Raw genomic sequence first — 21900 nt, 5'->3', positions numbered from 1 at the left:
TCATACCTCGTTGAGCGATTGAGCGGCATCCAATGCCGCGCGGCCCCGGGGGCCGTGGAAATATTCGTGAATCCAGGCGTCGTCCGTTTCCGAAACGACATCGATGGCGTCGGCCACCAGCACTTTCTTCTGCGCCAGCACCGCCACACGGTCGGTGATGGTGTACAGCGTGTCGAGGTCGTGGGTGACCAGGAACACACTCAAGCCCAACGCATCGCGCAGGGTGAGGATCAGTTGGTCGAATTGCGCCGCGCCAATGGGGTCGAGACCGGCGGTGGGTTCGTCCAGGAACAGGATGTCCGGGTCCAAGGCCAGTGCGCGGGCCAGGGCGGCACGTTTGATCATGCCGCCGGATAACGAGGCCGGGTATTTGTCGGCCGCCGACAGCGGCAACCCCGCCAGGGCCAGCTTGACCGCCGCCAAGTGCTCGGCATCGGCGCGGCTGAGGCCGGCGTGCTCGATCAATGGCAGAGCCACGTTCTCGGTCACCGTCAGCGAGGAAAACAGCGCGCCCTTCTGGAACAGTACGCCAAAGCGGCGTTCTACCAGTGAGCGTTCATGTTCAGGCAGGCTCGGCAGGTTTTTGCCGAACACCCGTACTTCGCCTTCGCTGGGGCGCCGCAGGCCAACGATGCTGCGCAACAACACGGATTTACCGCTGCCAGAGCCCCCCACCACCGCCAGGATCTCGCCTTTGTACAAATCCAGGTCGAGGTTCTCATGCACGCTTTGGCTGCCAAAGCGATTGCACAAGCCACGCACTTCAATCACCGCCTCAGTGGGCGCACGGTGTAGACGACTCACCAGCCCATCTCCATGAAAAACATCGCCGCGACCGCATCCAGCACGATCACTACAAAGATCGATTGCACCACGCTCGATGTGGTGTGCGCGCCGACTGACTCGGCACTGCCGCTGACTTTGAAACCTTCCAGGCAGCCAATGGCCGCGATCAAAAAGGCAAAGATCGGCGCCTTCACCATGCCCACCAGAAAGTGCTGCACGCCAATGTCCGATTGCAGCAGCGAAAGAAACATCGCCGGCGAAATATCCAGGGCCACCGCACACACCACGCCACCGCCGACGATCCCCGAGAGCATCGCCAGGAAGGTCAGCATCGGCAACGCCACCAGTAGCGCCAGCACGCGCGGCAATACCAACAGCTCCATGGGGTCCAGGCCCAGGGTACGGATGGCGTCGATTTCTTCGTTGGCTTTCATGGAGCCGATTTGCGCGGTGAATGCACTGGCGGTACGGCCGGCGATGAGGATTGCGGTGAGCAACACGCCGAATTCACGCAGGAAGGAGAAGGCCACCAGGTCCACGGTAAAGATCGTCGCGCCGAAGCTCTTGAGCACGGTGGCGCCAAGGAAGGCCACGACGGCGCCGACCAGAAAGGTCAGCAGTGCGACGATAGGCGCCGCATCCAGGCCCGTCTGTTCGATGTGGGCGACCATGGGCGTCAGGCGCCAGCGCTTGGGCCGCCAAATACCGCGGGCGAAGGTTTCGAGGATCAGGCCGATAAAGCCCAACAGCTTCATTGCGTCTTGCCAGACCGTGTCTACTGCGCGGCCGATGCGAGCCAACACTTGAATGCCGGCGGCCTCTTCCGGCTCTTTGATCGGTACGCAAAAGTCATTCAGGGAGCGGTAGACGGTCTTGAGCAGGGCACGGTCGGCGGCTGCCAGGGTGCAGTCAGTTTGTTCGGCAGAATGTTCGATGCGTGCAGGACCCAGCAGCTCCACCAGCAGCGAGGCGCCGGCGGTATCCAGCGCACCGAGACCGTTGAGGTCAATCCGGGCGCCGGCGTCGTATTGGCCGTCGAGTGTGGCCGACAGCTTCTTCAGGTGTGCGTAGTGGGCCAGCGTCCAGTCGCCGGTAATCCGTAGCGAAGGCGGGGTGCTGGACGTATCAAGATGGGCCGCGCCGGCCGTCGTGCGAGTGGTCATAAGCTCCGAGCTTGTTTGGCTATCCACAATTGCTACGTAATAGCACGATCCGGCTTACTTTGGGTTGTCCGCTTGTGCTGTGTCTATCACCTTGAAGCGCAGAACGCCGATGACCTGGCCGTCTTCGGTGAGCACCTGCACTTGCCAGCGCCCCACGGCGTCACCCGGGAAATTCTGCTTGTGGGTCCAGGCGCGATAGCCCTCCTTGCGCCCACCATGGATGTCCAGGGCAATGCGGTCGACTTCCTGGCCGTTGAATTTCCATACATGGTAGATCCGCTCATCCAGCCCGCGTGGCGCGTTGATCGCGGTGTACGCATACAGCCCACCACTGCGCAATTGGGCGGCGGTGACTTGCTTGAGGTCGTCGCCCGGCGTGCGGTCTTGCAGTTGGGTGCTGATGGCGACTTCGGTCATCCACAGGGTGGCGGGCGGTACCCAGCTGCGCAGGAACCAGCCGGCGCAGCCGATGGCGGCCGTTACCCCCAGCAGCATCGCCCAGCCCTTGAGGCTACGCAGCGGCAGGCTGACGGCCAGGCTCGGGATCGACAGGACCATGGCCACGCCCAACGCCAGTTTGTAACTCTGGGCGGTGGTCAGGTGCATGATGATCGGCAGCGCGGTCAGCAACGCGGCGAATAGGGTCAGGGTGTGCAGGGCCAGGAACAGCGAGCGTTTGGGCGCCAGCCATTTGTAATACAGCGGGTCGATGATCGACACCAGCGCCGCCGCACCCAGCAGGCCAGTGAACAGCGATTGGCCGCTGTTCCAGGCGGTGGTGACGAAAAAGAACGGCAGGACGAAAAACAGACTTTCCTGGTGGATCATCTGGGTGGCGTAGCGCAGCAGCGGTTCAGGGATCTCGCGTTTGAAGACCTTGGTGAACAGTTGCGTAAAACTGTTCTCCAGCATCAGCCACAACCAGCTCACCAGCATGATCACCGCAATCCAGCTGGCCATGCCCTGCTGGCGGTCTACCAGGATGAAGCTGCCCACCCCCGAGATGAAACCGCCGAGTGCGATCACCCCTGGGTAGCGCTTGATCAGTTCTATAACGCGCTGGATGAGGGGCGGCAAGTTCGGCATGGGCGGTTCACTGGTTGTGGGAAAAATCTCAGACAGAATAACGCCTTGGCCCGATATTCTGCGCCTCATTACTCAACAGGTTTGCGATAAAGCCTCAGGCCGATCAAACCAAGGATGATCAGGCCCAGTACGCCCGCACCGATCCAGGTCAAGGCGTCATAACTCAACAGCGGTTTTTCGATGCGCCAGTAGCCCGGCTGCTGGAACGCTTCGCGCATGGCCTGGTTGGTTTGCGCCAGGCTCACGGCCTTGATGCGTTTGACCGGGTCGCTGAAACGTCCATTGGAGTAGTCGCCGGCCGCACTCCAGTAATAGTCGGCCAGTGCGCTGTTGCCTTGCACTGCCCAGGCTTGGCGGGCAATGGCGGCTTGTTGCAGGCGTGTGAATACCGTTGGGTCGAGGCCATCCTTGAGCAACTGCGCCTTGAGGCCTTGCAAGACCTGCTCGGCTTCAGGGAGGTTTTCTCGCTCAAGGTCGGCATTCAGGCTGAGGAACCCAACGCCGCCGAGCACTTCGCGTTCCACCCACGGGCCGTAGGACAAACCGTGCTTGAGGCGCAGTTGCCGGTAAAGCGCCCAGTCGAGGTAGTCCTTGAGCAGGTTGTAGGTTTCATCATGCTGGTCGTCCAGCACAGGCTCTGGGAGCAGCCAGTGCAGCTTGGCGCCATCGCCCACCCAGCCGCGGATCAGGTCGCGGTGGCCGGCGGCGGTATGCTGGATTTCCGGGAGGGGGCGATGTTCGCTCGGCTCCACTGGGTCGAGTTGACCATAGGTGCGTTCCAGGTAGGCGGGCAGCAGTTTGTCGAGATCGCCGACGACGATCAGGGTCATGTTGTTCGGCGCGTACCATTCTTTGCGCAGCTTCTCCAACTGGTCGCGGGTGAGGTGGCTGACCTCGGCGCGTTCGGCGCACTTGAGGCCCAACTCCACGGCCAGTTGGTTGCTGGCGCTGTGACCGAGGTCCTGGCGATCCAGCAGGCGTTGCAAGTGTGAATAATGGCCACCGTCTTCTCGCTCCACCACTTGCTTGGCGGCATTGATATGGGCGTCGGTCAGTTGCGTGCGCGTGAGGATTGCCAGCAGCAGGTCCAGCACCTTGCGTTGGTTCTGCGCGGGCGCCTCGATCACGAAGGTGGTGTCGGCGTTGCTGGTGTAGGCGTTCCACTCGCCGCCCAGGGCTTGCATGCGGTCTTCGAGGTCGCCTTCGCCGCCGCCGTCGATACCGCTGAACAGCAAGTGCTCGAACAAGTGCGGCAGCTCTTTTTCTTCGCAACCGAAGTCGTCCAGGCCCACACCAACCACCAGGCGAATAGCGACATGCCCACGCTCGGTGCCCGGTTTGAGCAGCAGTTGCAGGCCGTTGGGCAAGGTGTAGCCCTCGACTTGCAGGCGGTCAAAGGCAAAGGCGTGTACCGAGCCCAAGAGCAGGCAGGCGAGTAACAGGCGACGCATAACAAGCTTCCTGGCGAATGAGGTCCACTGTTTACTGACTTCGCTCGCGGGCGTACGTTCAGGGCGAATGGGTAATGTCGGCAATACTTTCAGCCGAGAGCGCGCCAGTGTCGGACGTTTCCAACACTACATAAGCACTGCTGCAAAACAACGAGTTCAAGCGTTTCATGTCGGCAATCAGTTCCAAGTGCAGGGAACTGGTTTCCAGGCTCTGCACGATCTTGCGCTGCAGGCGGCTGACATGGGCGTGGGCCAGGCGGCGTTCCTGGGCGCGGAAGCGGCGCTTTTCGCGCAGTAATTGGCGGGCGCTTTCCGGGTCGCCGCTGAGAAACACCGACAGGCCCAGGCGCAGGTTGGCGATCAACTGGCTGTGCAGGCCACTGAGTTCCTCCAGGCCCACTTCGGAAAATTGCCGGCGTTGCGAAGTCTTCTGTTGCTGGACTTTGCGCAGCATGCGTTCGATCAGGTCACCGGCCAATTTCAAGTTGATTGATAGCTCGATGATTTCGGCCCAGCGGCGGTTGTCCTGTTCACTCAGGTCTTCACGGGGCATTTGCGCCAGGTAGAGTTTGATCGCGCTGTAGAGCGCTTCGACATCATCGCTCAGGCTGCGCATTTCTTGGGTAACGGCGGTTTGATTGCCGCGCAGCACTTCCTGCATCGAAGTGAGCATATTGTCGATCAAGTCACCCAGGCGCAGGGTTTCGCGGGCGGCGTTCGCCAGGGCCAGGCTTGGGGTATTCAATGAGGCCAGGTCCAGATGGCGTGGCTTGGCCTTGCCATTGGTTTCGGGGCGTTCCGGCAGCAGCCATTCGCACAGGCGTGCCATGGGCCCGATGGTGGGTAACAGGATCAGGCAGCGGCTGACGTTGTAGAGCAGGTGGAAGGTGATGACCATGCCCTGGACGCTGTAGTCCAGGCCGTCCATCCAGCCTACGAGCGGGTCGAGCACCGGAATGATCAGCAACAGACCGATCAATTTGTACAACAGGCTGCCCAGGGCCACTTGACGACCGGCAGTGTTTTGCATGCTGGTGCTGAGAAAAGCCAGTACACCGCTGCCGATGTTGGCGCCGATCACCAAGCCGATGGCCACGTGCAAGCCGATCACGCCGGCACCGGCCAGTGTGGCCGTGAGCAACACCGCAGCAAGGCTGGAGTAGGAAATCATGGCGAACAGCGCGCCGACCAGGGCGTCCAGCAAGATATCGCCGGTCAGCGAAGCGAAGATGACTTTGACGCCCTGGGCATGGGTAATTGGCCCGGCGGCTTCGACGATCAATTGCAGCGCGAGGATGATCAGGCCCAGGCCGATCCCGACCCGGCCCAACTGCCCTGCCCGCGTCTGCTTGCGCGACAGGAAGAAAATCACCCCGAGGAATATCAGCAGCGGCGACAGCCAGGACAAATCGAACGTCAGCACCCGCGCCATCAAGGCCGTACCGACGTCGGCGCCAAGCATGGTGGCCAAGGCCGGCGTGAGGCTCATCAGCCCCTGGCCGACGAACGAAGTCACCAGCATCGCGGTGGCGTTACTGCTTTGCACCATGGCCGTCACCAGGATACCGGCGACAAATGCCAGCCAGCGCTTGGACATGTTCTGCCCGATGACTTGGCGCAAATTGGAACCGTAGACCCGCAGGATGCCGGTTCGGACGATATGCGTGCCCCAGATAAGCAGGGTCACGGCGGAAAGCAGATTGAGCAAGGTCAGCATGCTCGGCCCCCCGTGTGGGTGCGCTCCAGCAGGAGCGAAGGAAAGTTACCGCGTGCCGCTCTACGTCTTGTACCTAAGCTGTAGTTGGCGAATGGGCTCTGCGCCAGCATCGCATAGCTAAACTCGGGATTGAAACAAAACTGTCATGAAGATCGTTCCCCACGCTCGGCGTGGGAACGCATCCTGTGACGCTCTGCGTCACTTTGCGGACGCGGAGCGTCCGAGAGGGCATTCCCACGCGGAGCGTGGGAACGATCACTCGCGGGTCAAATTTACTGACCCGGAATGTCCTTGCGCAGTTTCACTGGGTCCTGCTGTTTCTTCTTTTTCGCGATGGCGGTACGCATCTTGATGTTCACCGCTTCCACCGCCAGCGAGAACGCCATGGCGAAGTAGACGTAGCCTTTTGGCACGTGTACGTCGAAGGATTCAGCGATCAGCACGGTACCCACGACCAGCAGGAACGACAGCGCCAGCATTTTCAGCGACGGGTGCTTGTCGATGAACTCGCTGATAGTGCCGGCAGCCAGCATCATCACCAATACCGCAACGACGATGGCGGCAACCATCACCGGCACGTGGGAAACCATGCCGACGGCGGTAATCACCGAGTCCAGGGAGAACACGATGTCGATGATGGCGATCTGGATAATGGTGTAGATGAACTTGCCACCGGCGCCTTTGGGCTCGTCTTGGGTTTCATCTTCACCTTCCAGCGCGTGGTACATCTCCTGGGAGCTTTTCCACAGCAGGAACAGGCCACCGAAGAACAGGATCAGGTCACGACCGGAGATGCCCTGGCCAAACACCACGAACAGGTCGGCGGTCAGTTGCATGACCCAGGTGATCGACAGCAGCAACAGGATGCGCGTGACCATGGCCAACGCCAGGCCGAAGATCCGAGTGCGTGCCTGCATATGCTTGGGCATGCGGCTGACCAGGATCGAAATCATGATGATGTTATCGATGCCCAGGACGATCTCAAGGGCCGTCAGGGTGAAGAAGGCAATCCAGATTTCCGGATTGGTCAGCCATTCCATGTGTATTCCTTTGAGCAAGTGTTAACCGCGCAAGCTGTAGCGCCGCGCGGTGAGTGAGTCGGTACGATTATAGAGTGCTGAACAGCGGAAAAATCCCCATCAGCAATGCGGCGAACATTATGCACAGGCACACCAACACTGCCCACTTGAGTGTGAAGCGTTGGTGATCGCCGAATTCGATACCCGCCAGAGCAACCAGCAAGTACGTCGAGGGTACCAGTGGGCTGAGCAAATGCACGGGTTGCCCGACGATCGACGCCCGCGCCATTTCCACCGCGGTGATGCCGTAATGGCTGGCAGCTTCGGCCAGTACCGGCAGTACGCCGTAGTAGAACGCATCGTTGGACATGAAGAAGGTGAACGGCATGCTAACCAGCGCGGTGATCACCGCCAGGTAAGGGCCCATCGCTTCTGGGATGACCGCCAACAGGCTCTTGGACATGGCGTCGACCATGCCGGTGCCCGACAGGATGCCTGTGAAGATACCGGCGGCGAAGATCAAGCCCACCACCGCCAATACGCTACCGGCGTGAGCCGCGACGCGGTCTTTCTGCTGCTGCAGGCATGGGTAGTTGACGATCATGGCGATACTGAACGCCACCATGAACAGCACCGGCAGCGGCAACAGGCCGGCAATCAGGGTGCACATCAACGCCAGGGTCAGGGCGCCGTTGAACCAGATCAGTTTCGGACGGCGAGCGTCGGGGAATTGCGACACGCTGATTTCGCTGTGGTCGATCTCGTCGCCCTGCAGGTGCAATTCACCCAGGCGCGCACGTTCGCGCTTGCCGTACATGTAGGCAATCACCAGGATCGCCACCACACCGGCGGCCATGGCCGGGATCATCGGTACGAAGATGTCCGACGGGTCTACATGCAGCGCACTGGCGGCGCGTGCCGTCGGGCCGCCCCAGGGGGTCATGTTCATGACGCCACCGGCGAGAATGATCAGGCCGGCCATGATCCTTGGGCTCATGCCGATGCGCTGGTACAGCGGCAGCATGGCCGCGACGCAGATCATGTAGGTGGTGGCACCGTCACCGTCCAGAGAGACCACCAGGGCCAGTACCGCGGTGCCGACCGACACCTTGAGCGGGTCGCCCTTGACCATCTTGAGGATCTTGCGCACGGCCGGGTCGAACAGGCCGGAGTCGATCATCAAGGCAAAATAGAGAATGGCGAACATCAGCATCACGCCAGTCGGCGCAAGCTTGGTGATGCCTTCGAGCATCATCGGGCCGATCTTCGGTGCGAAACCGCCGAACAGCGCGAACAGGATCGGCACGATGATCAAGGCGATCAGCGCGGACAGGCGCTTGGTCATGATCAGGAACATGAACGTGATGACCATGGCAAAGCCAAGGAAAGTCAGCATAGGAATACTCCAGGCGTAGCGCTGCTAGGGAATGGCGGACCGAGTGGCGGTCAGCGCAGAACGAAAGGCACGAGGCGTACGGGTGGAGTTGGAGCGAACAGGCGGGTACGAGCGGACATCGGGAATCACCATTGTTGTTGTTAACAGCCGGTCTGTTGCCGGCAGTGAGGGCGATCCTAGACGGGGAAGCTTTCAGCCAGCTTTCGCTGAGAAAACAGCTGATGAAGGGCAGGCACCCGTTCTTCAGGTTGACGCAGAACAAAATGTGGCTGGCTTGCTTTTGTAGGAGCGAGCTTGCTCGCGAAAAACGTCAACGATAACGCACGCTTCCTATAGAAACGCGGCGCCTGTTAGTTTTTCGCGAGCAAGCTCGCTCCTACAAGGGCAAGCCGGCTTACACAGTGGTGTTCAGGGCAGTTCGAGGCCACCGGCGGCTTTATGCAGCGCTCGTAGGTGTTCACCTACTTGTTTGAGGTTGGCTTCACAGGCGGCAATCTCGGCGGCGCGGGATGGATCGAGCAGCGCCCTCACCTCTTTATCCAGCTCGCCGGTCAACGACTGCAACTGCTTCTGGCGTTCGGCGCTCTCCGATTCCAGGCGCTTGGCTTCCGAAGGTTGCGGCAGGCCATAACCCCCACTGTCCAGCAACTCGGCCGGGCGACTCAGGAAGCCGCTGTTGGCGAGAATTTGCTGCAGCGTGTTGTTGGCTTTCTCCATGCCGCCGTATTTCAGCTCGCGGGCATTGAGATAGCGTTGTTTGACCTCATCCTGGGCGAGCATCAGTTGTTTGCGATAGCTGGCCTGCTCCAGCAGCAACAGCGCGGCGCTGGTACGCAGGTCGGCCTGGCTGAACCATTGGCGACGCGCTTGCGCATCCAGGGACAACCAGTCTTCGACCTGGGTCTGCTTGATCGGCCGTTGCTTGCGCAGCACATCGAACATGGCCTGGTAGCGCTCGCGGAACGAGTCGAAGTGATACCCCAGCCGCAGTGCCTCGCGCTTGTCATTCAATACGCTGGTATCGGCCAGGCCGCGGGCGCTGAGCACTTCCAGCAAGCCGTTGGGGGTGATGTTGTCCAGGCCGGTCAATTGCGGGTTGGCGCTGCCGCTGCGCAACAGTTTCAGGCTTTCGACCGCACAGTTGTTGGAGATAAAGAAGTAGTTGCCGTCATAGCTCCAGTGCATCTCAGCCGCATGTTCGACGGTGTCGTTGATTTCCTGGCGGCTGAGCTTCAGCGGCACCGACGCCAGGCCACGCAGTTCGGTCTTGGTGTACTCATCAATGACCTGGGCCAGCGGCAGTACGAACAGCCGCGACGGGTATTTGCCCACCAGGCCATCCCAGCTCGACAGCTGGACGTCACCGACGAAGGCGCGGTAAGACAGCACCAGGTGCCGGTCCAGATCCAGCCGGCAATCCGGGCCACGTGGGCGGCCTGGAGCGCAAATCACCAGGCGCAACATGCTATGGCCCCAACGGCTCACCAGGTTCTGGTTGGCTTCGGCAAGCAGATAGTCGATTTCATACACGCGCTCCGGATCGATCTGGCCGAGGGGCGTCTTGGCGAAATCGTTGCCCGCGTTCAGGAAGGCATAGGTGCTGGCGCAGGTGTCCTGTCCGGGCGGTGCCCAGCCGAAGTGATCCTTGTAATAACGGAACAGCGCGGGGCGGCGACAAGCGTAGCTGGGGTCCAGGAGGAAGTACTCCATGTTGACCGCTACGAATTCCAGTGGGCTGGTGGTTTCGTAGATGTCCGGGCTGCGCACCACCTGATGGTTGTGCTGCTCACGCTCGCCGCGGCGACCGACATATTGTGGCCAGCCGGCGAGGTCCAGCAGGCGCGGGTCGTCACTGAGGGTAAAGCGGCGGTCGTTCTGGCCACGGCACTGGTCGGGCAAGCCGATCAAGCCGGTGATGTTGTTCTGGCGGCTGCAGCGCTGGATCAGCGTGCGCTCGTCCTTGGACCACAGGCGCGCACGGTCATAGATGTGGGTCAGTTCATGCAGCACGGTGGCGAGCATCTCCCGGCGCACGGTACCGTGGGGGCGATTGGTTTTCTGGGTGGCGGCGCTGCCGTCAGTCAGGCTGGCGAGCAGGTTCTGGTTGAGGTCCAGCTCGGACACCAGGGATGCCTGGCCGTAGGCGTTTTCAGGCATCTTGTCGGTCCAGCCGACATCGATACGTCGATCCAGCTGCTCGACAAAGCGCGGTGGCAAGGAACGCAGTGCTTCATCGAGCAATGCCTGGCTGGCCTGCTGTTCGGCTGGGCTCAAGCCTTGGGTCTTGAGCCGCAGTTGCAGGCCGGCCTGGGCTGTACTTGCACACAGCAGCACGGCCCCGGCCAGGAGCCAGGTTTTGAGACGCCTCACAGAGCGAGGATAGCTTCGGCGAGGGTCTGGTCGCTGGCATCACGGGCTTCTGGCACGTGGGTGCGAAGGGTATCGAACGCGGCTTCCAGCTGGGCGCCACGGATCTCGCCATTGGTGGCGACGAAACTGGCGGCGTCATCGTGGGCTTCGCGCACGATCTTGGAGTCGCGGATGGAGGTGGTGGTGTCCGAGGTGAAATCAATGGTGCGCGCCGAGGCGCGCACGACGATGTTGCTGGTGGCCTTCAAGGTTTGCGCCTGGGCGACATCGGCCAAAAACAGCAGGCCGAGGGCGGCGACGATCAGCGGGCTACGCATGGGGTGACTCCAATGACAAAGATAGAAATACAACGATGATTATTGGACGAGAATTGCCTGCGCCAGTTCAAGGTCGCTTGCATGAAGTTTTGGCTGGGCGCGGCGTAGATAGTCCAGCGCGGACTCCAGGCGTGCGCCCCGCCATTGGCCGTCAGTGGCAATGAAAGCGGCAGCATCATCCCGAGCGGCCATGACCAACTTATTGTCGAACGGCGCAGAGGTCACTTTGCTGGTGGCATACACGCTGACAACAGTGCTCTGGGTGGACACATCCAACGCTGAAGCCAGGGGTGACCAGCAGGCGCAAAACAGTACAGGAACAATCAATGAACGGTATGAAAAAGCCATGGGACTCGACAACTGAAAGCGAGCGCCAAGGCTAGCGCAACGGCCGGGCGAGAGCCAGCACCGAGCCAGACGGGAGCGGCGGGCGCCCCGTCTGGTTGCCGTGGATCAGATAGCCAGGATGGCCTGTGCCAGCTGTGCATCGGTAGCGGTATTCAATTGCGGCGCTTGTTGGCGGATCTGGGCCAGGGCGCTTTCCAGTTTCACGCCACGGATGGCGCCTTCGCTGGCGACAAAGCTGGCGGCGTCGTCACGGGCTGCTTGTACGACCTTGTTGTCGCGCAGGGATGAAGTGGCATCAGACGTGGCATCGGAGGTTGCCTTCAGAGCGCCGACGATCGAGTCGGTCGTCATGATCAGGCTGCTCGCGTTGGCATTGGCAGCCAAGGTCAGCACAGCGGCAGTGCACAGCAGGCGAAGACGGGACATGGGGTAACTCCTGTAGACGAATAATAAGGTGGCGCGAAACGGCCACAATGAAACGGACTGGGACTGTCGAGCATCAGACGCACGCTCTACAGGGTTCGCCACGTGGTGAGTGGATATTAGGCGTGTACCGGGCTATTCGGAAGCCTGCAATTAAACTGTACCTGTCATATTTTGCTAATTTTAAACTGTATCTGTAGGTTTGGATTGAGTCATTCCAATGCGCTGTCGCAGATACAACAAAGCCCGCCTCCGGTTACCCGGGGCGGGCTTTGCTTTGACAAATCAGGGTGCTGGCAGTGGACCCGTCAGGTCAGGGCCAGCGGGCGCCACTTAGCGCCAGAACGGCTTGCTCAGCTCTTCGTAGCGTTGAGCTTCGCTGATACCGGCGTCAGCCAGCAGACGCGAATCCAGGCGAGCCAGTTGGTGGCGGCTGGAGATGCGGCGCTGCCACAACATCAGGTTGGCGAGAACGCGCAAAGGCAGGGAAGCCTGGGTGTTTACAGCTTTTTCTTCGAAGAACAGTTCGGAACTGAGTGTACGTTCCATGATGACATCCTTCCGCTTGTGGCGGGATTAGGTAGTGGTTTAACTGATGCCAATGATCCTCTTCCGAGGCAAGACTCTCTAGATACAGTTCACCTGTATTGTGAGAGGCCAGTTAACTGTTTAACGAGGCTGTACGGTACGAAATTGGGGCAACTGTACCTGTGCGCACTTAAAGGGTGCGAAATTGCAATTTTTGAGCATGGGTGTGGGATATTTCGGTAGGGAATGACCGGTACAGCAGTACAGTTTTTTTCATAAGTGTGTGTGGGTTCACCGAGCTGATGAAACTGTCTTTGCATCAGCCCGGATCTGTACTCATCAAGCCTTGAGCATGTGCCCGGTTTCTTCCAGGTTGATGTGCCAACTCAGTGCTTCGCGCAGGATGTGCGGCGTATGCCCGCCGATGGCGCAGGCCGCATCGAAGTAAGTGTTGAGCGCATCGCGATAGGCGGGATGCACGCAGTTATCGATGATGACCCGGGCGCGCTCCCGTGGCGCCAGGCCCCGCAGATCGGCAAGGCCTACTTCGGTGACGAGAATGTCCACGTCATGTTCGGTGTGGTCCACATGGCTGACCATCGGTACCACGCTGGAAATCGCGCCGCCCTTGGCAATGGACTTGGTAACGAAGATCGCCAGGTGCGCATTGCGGGCGAAATCCCCGGAGCCACCGATGCCGTTCATCATCCGCGTGCCGCAGACATGGGTGGAGTTGACGTTGCCGTAGATATCGAACTCCAGCGCGGTATTGATGCCGATGATGCCCAGGCGGCGTACCACTTCAGGGTGGTTGGAAATTTCCTGCGGGCGCAGCACCAATTTGTCTTTGTAGTGCTCCAGGTTGCCGAACACATCGGCATTACGCCGCTCCGACAAGGTAATCGAACTGCCGGAGGCAAAGCTCAGCTTGCCGGCGTCGATCAGGTCAAAGGTCGAATCCTGCAACACTTCCGAGTACATGGTCAGGTCTTCGAACGGCGACTCGATCAATCCGCACATCACTGCGTTGGCAATATTGCCGATGCCGGCTTGCAGCGGGCCGAGTTTGTTGGTCATGCGCCCGGCATCGACTTCTTGCTTGAGGAAGTTGATCAGGTGATTGGCGATGCCTTGGGTGTCGCTGTCAGGCGGCGTTACCGTAGAGGCGGAGTCCGCCTGGTTGGTGATGACGATGGCGACGATCTTCTCGGGCGGGATCGGAATCGCGGTGCTGCCAATACGGTCGTCGACTTTCACCAGCGGGATCGGCGTGCGCGTCGGCCGGTAAGTCGGGATGTAGATGTCGTGCAGCCCTTCCAGGTTCGGGTTGTGCGCCAGGTTGATCTCGACGATCACCTGTTTGGCAAAAATCGCGAAGCTGGCCGAGTTGCCTACGGAAGTGGTGGGCACGATATGCCCCTGCTCAGTGATCGCGACGGCTTCGATCACGGCGATGTCGGGCAATTTGAGCTGATTGTTGCGCAGTTGCTCGACGGTTTCCGACAGGTGCTGGTCGATAAACATCACCTCGCCGGCATTGATCGCCTTGCGCAGGGTGCTGTCGACTTGAAAGGGCATGCGTCGTGACAGTACGCCGGCTTCGGTCAACTGCTTGTCCAGGTCATTGCCCAGGCTGGCGCCGGTCATCAGCGTGATTTTGAGCGGCGAAGTCTTGGCGCGTTCGGCCAGGGCGTGGGGGACGGCCTTGGCTTCACCGGCACGGGTGAAGCCGCTCATGCCGACGGTCATGCCGTCTTCGATCAGTGCAGCGGCGTCTGCCGCGCTCATGACCTTGTTCAACAACGAAGGCAAGCGGATACGATCACGGTACATGAATTGTTATCTCTGGCTACGGAAAGCAAGGTGGGCAGTGTAGTGATTTCAAAAAGTTTCGGCCCGCTACCATGGTCGAATGCCAGGTCGCGATTTAGAGCCTTTGGTCGGGTTTCATGTGTGTGCAAAGCGGGACGCGGAACACCCGTTCCCACGCAGAACGGGGGAACCATAAAAAAACCCCAGCCTACGTGAGGCCAGGGTTTCGGGTATTGCGCTGGCGCAGTGTTATTCGACGGCTTTGACCATGTCTTCGATGACCTTCTTGGCATCACCGAACACCATCATGGTCTTGTCCAGGTAGAACAACTCGTTATCCAGGCCCGCATAGCCGCTGGCCATCGAGCGCTTGTTGACGATGATGGTCTTGGCCTTGAACGCCTCGAGGATCGGCATGCCGGCGATGGGTGAGTTCGGGTCGTTCTTGGCGGCCGGGTTGACCACGTCGTTGGCGCCCAATACCAGCACCACGTCGGCCTGGCCGAACTCGGAGTTGATGTCTTCCATCTCGAACACCTGGTCGTAAGGCACTTCGGCCTCGGCCAGCAATACGTTCATGTGCCCCGGCATACGGCCCGCCACCGGGTGGATCGCGTACTTTACGGTGACGCCGTGGTGGGTCAGCTTCTCAGTCAGCTCCTTGAGCGCGTGTTGTGCCCGCGCGACCGCAAGGCCGTAGCCTGGGACGATAATCACGGTGTCCGCGTTGGTCAGCAGGAAGGTGGCGTCATCAGCGGAGCCGGACTTCACCGGGCGTGCTTCTTTGGAGCCCGTCGCAGCGCCAGCATCCGGCGCATTGCCGAAACCGCCCAACAGCACATTAAAGAAGGAGCGGTTCATCGCTTTGCACATGATGTACGACAGGATCGCGCCGCTGGAGCCCACCAGGGAACCGGCGATGATCAGCATCGAGTTGTTCAGCGAGAAACCGATGCCCGCCGCTGCCCAGCCGGAGTAGCTGTTGAGCATCGACACCACCACGGGCATGTCGGCGCCGCCAATCGGGATGATGATCAGCACACCCAGCACGAAGGCCAAGGCCAGCATCAGCGCGAACGCAGTGAGGTTGCCGGTGAACATGAACGCCAAGCCCAGGCCCAGGGTTGCGAGGCCGAGCACCAGGTTCAGTTTGTGTTGGCCGCCGAACTGTACCGGTGCGCCTTGGAACAGGCGGAACTTGTACTTGCCCGACAGCTTGCCGAATGCGATCACCGAGCCGGAGAAGGTGATTGCACCGATAGCGGCACCGAGGAACAGTTCCAGGCGGTTGCCGGCCGGTATCGAATCGCCCAAGTGCTTGACGATGCCCAGGGACTGCGGCTCGACCACGGCGGCAATGGCGATGAACACCGCTGCCAGGCCGATCATGCTGTGCATGAACGCGACCAGCTCGGGCATCTTGGTCATTTCAACACGCTTGGCCATGATCGAGCCGGCAGTACCGCCAACCAGTAGGCCAACGATGACGTAGCCGATACCGGCAGTCGCCAGTTCAGCCCCCAGCTTATAGATGAGGCCGACGGTGGTGAGTACCGCCAGCGCCATGCCGAGCATGCCGAACAGGTTGCCGCGCCGCGAAGTGGTCGGGTGCGAGAGGCCTTTGAGGGCCTGGATGAAACAGATCGACGCGATCAGGTAGAGCGTCGTCACGAGATTCATGCTCATTACTTGGGCGCCTCTTCTTTTACTTTCGGGGCTTTCTTCTTGAACATCTCAAGCATCCTGCGGGTGACCAGGAAGCCACCGAAGACATTTACCGCCGCCAGGGCCACGGCCAGTGTGCCCATAGTCTTGCCCAACGGGGTGACGGTCAGCGCGGCAGCCAGCATGGCGCCGACGATGACAATCGCGGAAATGGCGTTGGTCACGGCCATCAGTGGCGTGTGCAATGCAGGTGTTACGTTCCAGACCACGTGATAACCGACATAAATCGCCAGCACAAAGATGATCAGGTTGTAGATACCGGGGGAGATAAGCTCTTCCATCGTCTGAATCCCTGCTTAGGCGTTTTTGCGGATGACTTGGCCGTCGCGGCACATCAGGCACGCGGCGACGATGTCGTCTTCGAGGTTGATTTCAAACTGCCCTTCCTTGGTGAAGACCAGCTTCAGGAAGTCCAGCAGGTTGCGCGCATACAAGGCCGACGCATCGGCGGCGACAGCGCCCGCCAGGTTGGTCGGGCCGCAGATGATCACGCCGTTTTCCACCACGACCTGGTCGGCCACCGTCAGCGGGCAGTTGCCACCTTGGGCTGCAGCGAGGTCGATGACCACCGAGCCGGGTTTCATCTGCGCCACGGTATCGGCGCTGAGCAGGGTCGGCGCCTTGCGGCCCGGGATGAGGGCGGTGGTGATGACGATATCGGCCTGTTTGGCGCGTTCGTGCACGGCCAGGGCCTGGCGTTGCATCCAACTGCTGGGCATCGGGCGCGCATAGCCACCGACACCGACGGCGCATTCACGCTCTTCATCGGTTTCGTAGGGGACGTCGACAAACTTGGCGCCCAGAGATTCGATCTGCTCCTTAACCGCCGGGCGTACGTCGGACGCTTCGATCACCGCGCCCAGACGCTTGGCCGTGGCGATGGCTTGCAGGCCCGCCACACCGGCGCCGAGGATCAGTACGCGCGCGGCTTTTACAGTGCCGGCAGCAGTCATCAGCATCGGCATGAAACGCGGGTAGTGATGAGCGGCCAGCAACACGGCCTTGTAACCGGCGATGTTGGCTTGCGAAGACAGCACATCAAGGCTTTGAGCGCGTGACGTGCGCGGCGCGGCTTCCAGGGCGAAGGCGGTGATGCCGCGCTCGGCGAGCTTGGCGATGGTTTCGTTGCTGAACGGATTGAGCATGCCCACCAACACGGTGCCACTTTTGATCAGCGCAAGTTCGCTGTCGCTGGGGGCAACCACTTTGAGAATCAGCTCGGCGCCAAACGCGTCGTTGGCGCTGCCAATGGTGGCGCCTGCCGTTTCATAGGCACTGTCGACGATGCTGGCACTGATGCCTGCGCCGCTTTGTACAGTGACCTTATGGCCCTGGCCGATCAGCTTCTTGATGGTTTCCGGGGTGGCAGCCACCCGCGTTTCACCGGTCTGGGTTTCGAGAGGAACACCAATGTGCACGTCAAATCTCCTGCATGATCTTTTTGCTTTTGATCTTTTTGTAAAAAGGCCAGTGCACCGCGAGTGGCGCAACTGGGGCGGCCGATCAGCACGATCCCGCTGAAATGACAGCGGGGCGCGGCATTTTGCAGGCGAACTTTACGGCCATCAAGGGATTATGACGGGTGACGAAAAATTAACTACAAGTCACCCTGTGACTGATTGTCGCAACAGGCTGAAATAACCTCTTTAAATACAGGTCTTTAAAGGCGTTCAGGCGTTTTCGGTGCGTTTTTCCATTGCCAGTGTGAATAGTCGTGCATTGGCCGGTAAGAGTCGCTACGAGCCATGAAATACATGGCTTTTAGCCTTATTTTTGGCTGACAAGTACAGTCTGTTTAAATGCGACATATACGTACATCTGTAGGTTATTAATTTATTTGACTACAAAGTCAGTAATTGCGCTTTGTCCTTCATTTACTTGGGTTGTAGCGTCTTGACTGGTCGACCAGCCAGTCCCTGAATGCATGCAGAGAGGCGGATTCGACCTTTCTGTCAGGAATCATCAGGTAATAAGCCTTTTCGCTGGTCAGTGCTTCGGTGCTGGCGATTACCAATTGTTGCTCCTTCAGCTCCTGCTGGATGAGGAAAGGAGGGATCAGTGCGATGCCCATGTCATGCATGGCCGCTTGAGACAGCATCGAGAATAGCTCGTATCGAGGGCCTGTCATGTCGCGTGGGATGTTCAGCTGTTGGGCGTTGAACCATTGGCGCCAGGCATAGGGGCGCGTGGTCTGTTGCAGCAGCGGCAGCTCTGCGATCTGTTGAGGGGTGAAGTGCGTGCGGTCGCCGAGTAAGCGCGGGCTGCAGACCGGTACTGGGTTTTCGCCCATTAACCTGTGGGATTGCGTACCCGACCAATCGGCATCTCCGAAGTAGATCGCCGCATCGAACTCGGTATCGGCGAACAGGAAGGGGCGTGTGCGGTTCGTCAGGTTCACCGTGACTTCCGGGTGCTGATGTTGAAAGTCCTTCAGGCGGGGGATCAGCCACTGCGTGCCGAAGGTGGGCACCACCGCCAGTTCGATCACATTGGCGCCTTGCTGGCCCATTACCGACAAGGTGTCGCGCTCCACGGCGTCCAGCTGTGTTGCAACCCTGCGGCTATAAGACAGCCCCGCCTCCGTCAGCTTCACGCCGCGGCGTGAGCGGCGAAACAGCTCGACACTCAAAAACTCCTCCAGGCTGGCGATCTGTCGGCAAATCGCGCCTTGGGTGATGGAAAGCTCCATTGCTGCCTTGGTGAAGCTCTCGTGGCGGGCTGCTGCCTCAAAGCTGATGAGTGCGGTCGTACTGGGAATTTTTCGGCGCATGTACATTGCCCTCACAGATAAAGCGCATTTATGGGCTTTTTTAGTGTTACGAAGTGAGAAATTAGCACAAGCCTATGCAAAAACCTCGTTTGCCCTCTTCGCTGACCGCGCCTAGTCTGGTTCCACGACTTCTGATTTTTTCCGCGAGGACTTATTCATGGCTGGCAAGGCAAGCTTCAACTGGATCGATCCACTGCTGCTGGATCAACAGCTCACCGAAGAAGAGCGCATGGTGCGTGACAGCGCCGAGCAATTTGCTCAGGACAAGCTGGCTCCTCGTGTGCTCGAAGCCTTCCGTCATGAAAAGACAGACCCCGCTATTTTCCGTGAGATGGGCGAAACCGGTTTGCTGGGGGCGATGATCCCTGAGCAGTACGGTGGAAGTGGCTTGAACTATGTCAGCTACGGTTTGATTGCTCGGGAGGTGGAGCGTGTCGACTCCGGCTATCGCTCGATGATGAGTGTGCAGTCTTCCCTGGTTATGGTACCGATCAATGAGTTTGGTACCGAGGCGCAAAAACAGAAGTACTTGCCCAAACTGGCCTCTGGTGAATGGATCGGTTGCTTTGGGCTGACCGAGCCCAACCATGGTTCCGATCCGGGTGCGATGATTACCCGTGCACGCAAAGTGGATGGCGGCTACAGCCTGACCGGCGCGAAGATGTGGATCACCAACAGTCCGATTGCGGATGTGTTTGTGGTGTGGGGCAAAGATGATGCCGGGGACATCCGTGGCTTTGTCCTGGAAAAAGGCTGGAAAGGTCTGAGCGCTCCGGCTATCCACGGCAAGGTGGGGCTGCGGGCCTCCATCACCGGTGAAATCGTCATGGATAACGTATTTGTGCCAGAAGAAAATATCTTCCCGGATGTACGTGGTTTGAAAGGGCCGTTTACCTGCCTCAACTCGGCACGGTACGGGATTTCCTGGGGGGCGCTGGGGGCTGCTGAGTTCTGCTGGCATACCGCACGCCAGTACACACTCGATCGCCAGCAGTTTGGTCGCCCATTGGCTGCCACTCAGCTGATCCAGAAGAAGCTGGCAGACATGCAGACCGAGATTACCTTGGCCCTGCAAGGTTGCCTGCGCCTGGGGCGGATGAAGGATGAGGGTACGGCGGCGGTGGAGATCACTTCGATCATGAAGCGTAACTCGTGTGGCAAGTCATTGGACATTGCGCGCATGGCCCGGGACATGCTGGGCGGTAACGGCATCTCTGACGAGTTCGGGGTGGCACGCCACCTGGTCAACCTGGAAGTGGTCAACACCTATGAAGGGACCCATGACGTGCATGCCTTGATCCTGGGGCGCGCGCAAACCGGTCTGCAAGCGTTCTATTAATAGGAGCATGGGCATGGGCGCGCTTTCGCATCTGCGAGTGCTGGATTTGTCGCGAGTACTCGCGGGCCCTTGGTCCGGGCAGATTCTTGCAGACCTTGGGGCCGAGGTGATCAAAGTCGAAAGGCCGGGCAGCGGCGATGACACGCGCGCTTGGGGCCCTCCCTTCCTTAAGGATGCGGATGGCGAGAACACCAGTGAGGCGGCGTACTACCTGTCGGCCAACCGTAATAAAGAGTCGGTGACCATCGACTTTACGCGACCTGAAGGCCAGAAACTGGTACGCGACCTGGCTGCCAAGTCGGACATCCTGATCGAAAACTTCAAGGTGGGCGGCCTTGCGGCGTATGGGCTGGACTACGAGTCCCTCAAAGAGGTTAACCCGGAGCTGATTTACTGCTCCATTACGGGATTTGGCCAGACGGGCCCCTATGCGATGCGCGCCGGTTACGACTTCATGATCCAGGGTTTGGGTGGGCTCATGAGCCTGACGGGGCGGCCTGAAGGGGATGAAGGCGCCGGGCCGGTAAAGGTTGGCGTAGCCTTGACCGATATCTTGACCGGGCTTTATTCGACCGTGGCTATCCTGGCTGCGCTAGCTCATCGCGATCACGATGGTGGTGGGCAGCATATCGACATGGCGTTGCTGGATGTGCAGGTGGCTTGCCTGGCGAATCAGGCGATGAATTACCTGACCACCGGGACGCCGCCCAAGCGCCTGGGCAACGCTCACCCTAATATTGTGCCCTATCAGGATTTCCCCACTGCCGATGGAGATTTCATTCTCACCGTAGGCAATGACGGGCAGTTCCGTAAATTCGCTGAAGTCGCTGGGCAACCACAATGGGCGGATGACGTGCGTTTCGCCACCAATCGCGCACGGGTGGCTAATCGCGCGGAGCTGATTCCCTTGATTCGCCAGGCGACGGTCTTCAAGACGACCGCTGAGTGGGTGTCGCAGCTGGAGCAAGTGGGCGTGCCGTGTGGGCCGATCAATGATCTGGCGCAGGTGTTTTCCGATCCTCAGGTCAAGGCGCGTGGCTTGGCGGTGGAGTTGCCTCATGCATTGGCGGGGATGGTGCCTCAGGTTGCGAGCCCGATACGCTTATCCAAGACGCCTGTAGAGTACCGGAGTGCGCCTCCTCTACTGGGCGAGCACACGCTTCAGGTGCTGCAAGGAGTTCTGGGGCTGGGAGCTGCTCATGTGGCTGCATTGAAGGAAGCAGGTGTTATTTAAGCTTTTCCTTCTATATAGATAGAAGTCCAGTGGAGAGCTGGTTGTTTTTTAGCCGAAGCTAACTTATTGATAGAAAAGCGGAATTAAGAGTTGACGGCGAATTATATCTGTCTATAATTCGCCCCACTTCCGGCGCAGTCGAAACGGAAAACTCCTTGGTAAACAATGAGTTACGCAGTTTTCGGCAGCAAGTTGCTTCAGTTCATCGAAGCCAAAAGGAAGTTGACAAAGAGGTGTTGACAGCAGCGTGTAACGCTGTAGAATTCGCCTCCCGCTTACGAGAGATCGCAAGCGCAAGTGGTTGAAGTTGTTGAAGAAATCTTCGAAAACTTCTGAAAATAACCACTTGACAGCAAATGAGGCTGCTGTAGAATGCGCGCCTCGGTTGAGACGAAAGATCTTAACCAACCGCTCTT

20 protein-coding genes are annotated in these 21900 nt (G+C 59.5%); 2 read left to right on the top strand and 18 right to left on the bottom strand.

Translation table 11 applies throughout. The features are described 5' to 3' along the window. The 17 genes from GIV26_RS20855 to GIV26_RS20770 form a co-directional block, all read right to left on the bottom strand. Window positions 1-804, bottom strand: coding sequence for an ABC transporter ATP-binding protein (locus GIV26_RS20855; protein WP_014716351.1), 804 nt, complete (start codon window positions 802-804; stop codon window positions 1-3). Continuing rightward, window positions 801-1949, bottom strand: coding sequence for an ABC transporter permease (locus tag GIV26_RS20850; protein ID WP_034129245.1), 1149 nt, complete (start codon window positions 1947-1949; stop codon window positions 801-803). Before GIV26_RS20850 ends, GIV26_RS20855 begins: the two co-directional genes overlap by 4 nt. Before the next feature lie 54 nt (window positions 1950-2003). Then, window positions 2004-3035, bottom strand: coding sequence for a DUF5924 family protein (locus GIV26_RS20845; protein ID WP_236282046.1), 1032 nt, complete (start codon window positions 3033-3035; stop codon window positions 2004-2006). 68 nt (window positions 3036-3103) lie between these two features. Then, window positions 3104-4486 carry a M16 family metallopeptidase gene (locus GIV26_RS20840; RefSeq protein WP_236282044.1) on the bottom strand — a complete coding sequence of 461 codons (1383 nt, stop codon included), beginning with the start codon at window positions 4484-4486 and terminating at the stop codon, window positions 3104-3106. 58 nt (window positions 4487-4544) lie between these two features. After that, on the bottom strand, window positions 4545-6203 hold the full coding sequence (locus GIV26_RS20835) for a Na/Pi cotransporter family protein (RefSeq protein WP_003187402.1): 1659 nt from the start codon (window positions 6201-6203) through the stop codon (window positions 4545-4547). A gap of 272 nt (window positions 6204-6475) precedes the next feature. Further along, the gene (locus GIV26_RS20830; RefSeq protein ID WP_003187403.1) at window positions 6476-7243 is read right to left on the bottom strand and encodes a TerC family protein; all 768 of its coding nucleotides are present in this window, start codon (window positions 7241-7243) and stop codon (window positions 6476-6478) included. A 67-nt stretch (window positions 7244-7310) separates the two neighbouring features. After that, window positions 7311-8618: a CitMHS family transporter gene (locus GIV26_RS20825; RefSeq protein WP_003187405.1), complete on the bottom strand. Its 1308-nt coding sequence runs from the start codon at window positions 8616-8618 to the stop codon at window positions 7311-7313. 408 nt (window positions 8619-9026) lie between these two features. Beyond that, the gene (locus tag GIV26_RS20820; RefSeq protein WP_236282042.1) at window positions 9027-10988 is read right to left on the bottom strand and encodes a DUF7844 domain-containing protein; all 1962 of its coding nucleotides are present in this window, start codon (window positions 10986-10988) and stop codon (window positions 9027-9029) included. After that, window positions 10985-11305: a DUF2388 domain-containing protein gene (locus GIV26_RS20815; RefSeq protein ID WP_236282040.1), complete on the bottom strand. Its 321-nt coding sequence runs from the start codon at window positions 11303-11305 to the stop codon at window positions 10985-10987. The genes GIV26_RS20820 and GIV26_RS20815 overlap by 4 nt, the downstream gene beginning before the upstream one ends. A 39-nt stretch (window positions 11306-11344) precedes the next feature. Next, entirely contained in the window at window positions 11345-11653 is a 309-nt protein-coding gene (locus tag GIV26_RS20810) for a DUF2388 domain-containing protein (protein WP_072445709.1), read from the bottom strand. Between the two features lie 105 nt (window positions 11654-11758). Next, window positions 11759-12079 carry a DUF2388 domain-containing protein gene (locus GIV26_RS20800; protein ID WP_034136006.1) on the bottom strand — a complete coding sequence of 107 codons (321 nt, stop codon included), beginning with the start codon at window positions 12077-12079 and terminating at the stop codon, window positions 11759-11761. 330 nt (window positions 12080-12409) lie between these two features. Further along, window positions 12410-12625: a DUF1127 domain-containing protein gene (locus GIV26_RS20795; protein ID WP_003187413.1), complete on the bottom strand. Its 216-nt coding sequence runs from the start codon at window positions 12623-12625 to the stop codon at window positions 12410-12412. 318 nt (window positions 12626-12943) lie between these two features. After that, window positions 12944-14437: an acetyl-CoA hydrolase/transferase family protein gene (locus GIV26_RS20790; protein ID WP_003187414.1), complete on the bottom strand. Its 1494-nt coding sequence runs from the start codon at window positions 14435-14437 to the stop codon at window positions 12944-12946. 228 nt (window positions 14438-14665) lie between these two features. Next, on the bottom strand, window positions 14666-16102 hold the full coding sequence (locus GIV26_RS20785; RefSeq protein WP_054920888.1) for an NAD(P)(+) transhydrogenase (Re/Si-specific) subunit beta: 1437 nt from the start codon (window positions 16100-16102) through the stop codon (window positions 14666-14668). Then, a complete protein-coding gene (locus GIV26_RS20780; protein WP_003187417.1) occupies window positions 16102-16422 on the bottom strand; it encodes an NAD(P) transhydrogenase subunit alpha in 321 nt (106 codons plus the stop codon). The genes GIV26_RS20785 and GIV26_RS20780 overlap by 1 nt, the downstream gene beginning before the upstream one ends. Window positions 16423-16437: 15 nt before the next feature. Then, complete coding sequence (locus tag GIV26_RS20775; RefSeq protein WP_236282038.1) at window positions 16438-17559, bottom strand: Re/Si-specific NAD(P)(+) transhydrogenase subunit alpha; 1122 nt, start codon at window positions 17557-17559, stop codon at window positions 16438-16440. Between the two features lie 452 nt (window positions 17560-18011). Next, window positions 18012-18911, bottom strand: a complete 900-nt coding sequence (locus GIV26_RS20770) for a LysR family transcriptional regulator (protein WP_236282036.1) — start codon at window positions 18909-18911, stop codon at window positions 18012-18014. Between the two features lie 157 nt (window positions 18912-19068). Here GIV26_RS20770 and GIV26_RS20765 point away from each other — a divergent pair, with 157 nt between their 5' ends. Both GIV26_RS20765 and GIV26_RS20760 read left to right on the top strand, forming a co-directional pair. Further along, window positions 19069-20250, top strand: coding sequence for an acyl-CoA dehydrogenase (locus tag GIV26_RS20765; RefSeq protein WP_003187423.1), 1182 nt, complete (start codon window positions 19069-19071; stop codon window positions 20248-20250). A 13-nt stretch (window positions 20251-20263) separates the two neighbouring features. Further along, window positions 20264-21484 (top strand): CaiB/BaiF CoA transferase family protein, encoded by a 1221-nt coding sequence (locus GIV26_RS20760; RefSeq protein WP_236282035.1) that lies wholly within the window; start codon window positions 20264-20266, stop codon window positions 21482-21484. 111 nt (window positions 21485-21595) lie between these two features. On the opposite strand, the gene GIV26_RS20755 is transcribed toward GIV26_RS20760, so the two are convergent. Next, on the bottom strand, window positions 21596-21900 hold a 305-nt coding region (locus GIV26_RS20755), incomplete at its 5' end, for a hypothetical protein (protein ID WP_236282033.1).

The organism is Pseudomonas sp. PA-1-3F (assembly GCF_021609665.1).
Taxonomy (GTDB): Bacteria; Pseudomonadota; Gammaproteobacteria; order Pseudomonadales; family Pseudomonadaceae; genus Aquipseudomonas; species Aquipseudomonas paracarnis.
The sequence above is the reverse complement of the archived record's forward strand: the minus strand, read 5'-3'. Positions and strand labels throughout refer to the sequence as shown.